The organism is Longicatena sp. (genome assembly GCF_982403165.1).
Map to the genome: position 1 here is coordinate 1 of NZ_CEVYEL010000102.1, position 3,557 is coordinate 3,557.

General features: G+C 38.0%; 5 protein-coding genes. 3 read left to right on the top strand and 2 right to left on the bottom strand.

Annotated elements, in window-relative coordinates:
- Positions 1 to 634, bottom strand: a 634-nt coding sequence (locus tag AC1VS3_RS12760; RefSeq protein WP_481275678.1) for an MSCRAMM family protein, incomplete at its 3' end; no start/stop codon positions are given.
- A gap of 158 nt (positions 635 to 792) precedes the next feature.
- Here AC1VS3_RS12760 and AC1VS3_RS12765 point away from each other — a divergent pair.
- Positions 793 to 1,299 (top strand): peptidoglycan-binding domain-containing protein, encoded by a 507-nt coding sequence (locus AC1VS3_RS12765; RefSeq protein WP_008687779.1) that lies wholly within the window; start codon positions 793 to 795, stop codon positions 1,297 to 1,299.
- 57 nt (positions 1,300 to 1,356) lie between these two features.
- Here AC1VS3_RS12765 and AC1VS3_RS12770 read toward each other — a convergent pair whose 3' ends face one another.
- Positions 1,357 to 2,016: a hypothetical protein gene (locus AC1VS3_RS12770; protein WP_008687778.1), complete on the bottom strand. Its 660-nt coding sequence runs from the start codon at positions 2,014 to 2,016 to the stop codon at positions 1,357 to 1,359.
- A 114-nt stretch (positions 2,017 to 2,130) separates the two neighbouring features.
- On the opposite strand from AC1VS3_RS12770, the gene AC1VS3_RS12775 reads away from it, so the two are divergent.
- Positions 2,131 to 2,745 (top strand): Rossmann-fold NAD(P)-binding domain-containing protein, encoded by a 615-nt coding sequence (locus AC1VS3_RS12775; RefSeq protein ID WP_270355399.1) that lies wholly within the window; start codon positions 2,131 to 2,133, stop codon positions 2,743 to 2,745.
- A gap of 5 nt (positions 2,746 to 2,750) precedes the next feature.
- Positions 2,751 to 3,152: a Rossmann-fold NAD(P)-binding domain-containing protein gene (locus AC1VS3_RS12780; RefSeq protein WP_270355400.1), complete on the top strand. Its 402-nt coding sequence runs from the start codon at positions 2,751 to 2,753 to the stop codon at positions 3,150 to 3,152.
- Positions 3,153 to 3,557 lie beyond the last annotated feature (405 nt).

The following is a 3,557-nucleotide window of genomic DNA, read 5'->3' on the forward strand; positions in this document are numbered from 1 at the left end:
AAACATTACCGCTTTTTTTCTGCAAATGGAAATAAATATTCTGAATCTGCTTATGATTTTTCGAAGTCATCGTGAAACGCAGACCTTCCTCATTCTCCTTATATAAATGCTCATCTAAAACGGCTAAACGATAATTACCTAAAAAAAGATGTTCCGCCATAAACATCCCCTCTTGATTCGTTTCCCCCTGACAGCAACGCTGGTTCTGTTCATCTAACACTTGTAAAGACATTTTTGCAATGGCTTTTCCCTTTTCATCCTGTAACCATATCCGCACACTCCCTTCCATATGCGCATTACGTATTGTATCTACAACAAGTGTCTTATCCTGCTGCAACGAAATCGCTAGTGGTTTTTCCATCATCTCATAGCCATAAGGGCTGCTTTCTTGACTCAGCACATAATCTCCTGCCGGCAATTCTGTAATTTTCCATTCTCCTTTGGCATTGGTGATAACAGCATCTTTCATAACGGCACCATATTGATATAAAGTGAAACTTGCCCCTTGTACAGGGTGTCCCTTTTCATCTAACACTTTACCTTCAACACAATATCCTTCCTCTTTTGCGGTAACCGCTGTTACCATCAAGAAGACACTCACCAATACTGACCCAATCCACTTGAATAATCTCATATGCTCACCTCATGACAGTGTATGAATCAAAGCAATGAAAAAAAACCTTTTTCATCTAAAAACATCCTTTGTTTCCTCTCTTCATGTCGATGCTTCTAGGCAATCATTGAGATGAATATGCACATGTTACATATAGTATAAGGAAAGGAGATGAAAGAATGGCTACACAATATGTAATTAAACGAGGTGACCTCGGTATCGGTGTGAACAAACTGCAGGCATATCTGAATATGATGCAACAACGGAATCTAATTTCTACCGTGAATAAACAAGATGGTGTCTTTGGCCCATTAACAGAAACAGCCGTACGGGAATGGCAACGTTATGCCGGCTTACCAATTGATGGTGTTATCAATTATAATACCTGGAATTCTCTTGTCGATAAGCTTCGTGAATTAGGTGTCGTCACCAATATTCCGGTTGCCAATCGTGGTTTTTATTTATCCAGCGGTCAACAAGGACTTTCCGTATTTAAAATGCAAGAATACCTCAATGAAATTGCAGCCACCAATAAATGTCTGCGTCCGATTCCGGTAGATGGCATCTATGGACCAAGAACCGTCGCTGCTGTACAGCAATATCAGTATTTATATGATTTAAATGTCGATGGTGTCATCGGTAGCATGACCTGGGATAGCATCATCAATGAGCGTAATAAGCTCTAACCTTTACAAACGTATAAAAAAAGAAGACATCCCCTTGCAAAGATATCTTCCATAAGTTTATGAATAACGCACAGGACGATCAAACTCAAGTACATCGTCCTCTACATAATGCTCAATTGCTGCAGTTTGATTCTTCTGAAACATATCCGGTAAGCGACGCTTTTGTAGGATATAGTTCAATAAACCAATCAAAGCAGCATTTATAAGTGACATTAAAAAATTCAATTTTAAAACAAGGATAAAGATTAAAAGGATAATAACAACTAAACCAGCAGTAATTAACAACAAACGTTTACTGATGAAGTTATATGTATCTTCCAAAAAATCCGTGTAACGCTCAATAAACTCAAGCATTTCTTCCGGTATCGTATAAGGAATCATATCCAAAAAACGCGGACGTTTTTTCTTAGGATTTTCATAGCATTCCTTAATTTTCAGCATGCGCATGGCACAAAAGCGTGCAGCATTTTTATTTTCCTGCTGTTCATACTTCAGTCCTTCCATATACATAAGCTTCATATATTCTTCACTTGTTAACTCATTTTCGGTATGCGTCAACAATTCTTTTAATCGTGCATCTAATCCGGCATCTACATGCTCATCCATAATTTTAAAATCCTGATAGATTTCATTCAACACCGTTTCAAATTGAAAATCTACAGATTCCGCCGTTACTTCCTTTGTTTCTACGGCTTCTAAGGTTTCTTTTTGTTCCATGATATTCCTACTTTCTATTCTGTTAGTAATTATAGCATACCCTTTTCTGTTTGCGAAAGGATTTCATGAATTCTTTTCCTTCTGTTTTCATCTATGTTATACTAAGGATGCAACATGAAAGAAGATGATCTCATGAATACCGTAGGATTAATGATTCCGACAAAAGAACATGAACATCGCCGCGTTTTACGTCCATGCGACATCGCATCTATGAAACACAAGGAACAACTGTATCTCTGCCATGGCTATGGAGAGATATGCGGATTTTCAGATGAGGATTATCGAGCTAGTGGCGCTCATATAGATGATCCTAAAGAAGTGATGAGAAAGCAAATCATCTGCGACCCAAAAATCGGAGATGCCAGCTATCTACAGGATCTGGCAGATGGCACGATTTTGTTTGGCTGGGTACATCCTGCCGAAACCAAAGAACGCGCAGAATTGCTGATGCGTAAAAAAATGAATGCCTTTGCCTGGGAAAACATGTATGAGGAAGGTCGTGCTGTTTTCTATAAAAACAGTGAATTGGCTGGCAAGGCTGCTGTTTTACATGCTTTTCAATTATACGGAACACTTCCTCAAGGGAAGAAAGTAGCAATCTTAGGAAATGGCAACACAGCAAAAGGAGCTATGCAAATATTGTATCAGCTAGGTGCTTATGTGGATGTTTATCCACGTAAGGCTGAACAAGCATTTCTTCATCTTTTCAGGAATATGATGTTATCATAAATTGTATTTTATGGGATGTTGAACGAAGTGATCACATTTTGTATCTCAGTGATCTAAAAAAGATGAAACCACATGCGATGATCATTGATGTTAGCTGCGATGCACATTGTGCCATTGAATCTTCTCAACCAACAACCTTTACCCATCCGGTGTATGAGATTGATGGGATATTGCATTATGCTGTTGATCATACACCTAGCTTGTTTCATCGAAGCTTCTTAGAGGATTGCGGACCGATCTGTGCACATTATCTGGATATCCTGATTGCAGATGGCAATGACCCTGTTTTACAAGAAGCAAACATTCTGAAAGATGGTGTCTTTACCAATAACGACATCTTTGTTTATCTGCAGATGCTCGAAAATAACAACATCTTGTTTAAAAACAAGATGGCTGAAAACGATTGATTGCCAGCTAGTTTTGACATCATCCTTTGCTTAATAGCGGTAACATATACCAAATTGAATAAGATGATTAAGAAACCAGTGATAACTGATGATATACCAGCTTAAGAAAAAAGCTGTAATACTAGTGGAAAATGAAAAGGGTATCCAAAATCTTTAGGGGTCTGAAATTTAGGGGCAACTTTAGGGGTCTAGACTTTAGGGGGTTATTTCAAATGAGAAATAGGTGAATCTGCCTGTTTCTTTATTTATAATATTTCATGGTTATGCTCTCTGTTAAAAGGAGGTAACTCATGGATTATTCTTATATTTTTAAATTGCTGAGCCTACCTGATGATGGCTCTATCAGTATTGATAATGTTGAAGTTGCTGGCGATACGAAATATGTCTATATTTCAAGACCGCCTA

Bases quoted from the DNA above. Each gene is read 5' to 3' on its own strand.
- AC1VS3_RS12765 (WP_008687779.1), top strand. From the start codon at position 793: ATGGCTACACAATATGTAATTAAACGAGGTGACCTCGGTATCGGTGTG.
- AC1VS3_RS12770 (WP_008687778.1), bottom strand. From the start codon at position 2,016: ATGGAACAAAAAGAAACCTTAGAAGCCGTAGAAACAAAGGAAGTAACG.
- AC1VS3_RS12775 (WP_270355399.1), top strand. From the start codon at position 2,131: ATGAAAGAAGATGATCTCATGAATACCGTAGGATTAATGATTCCGACA.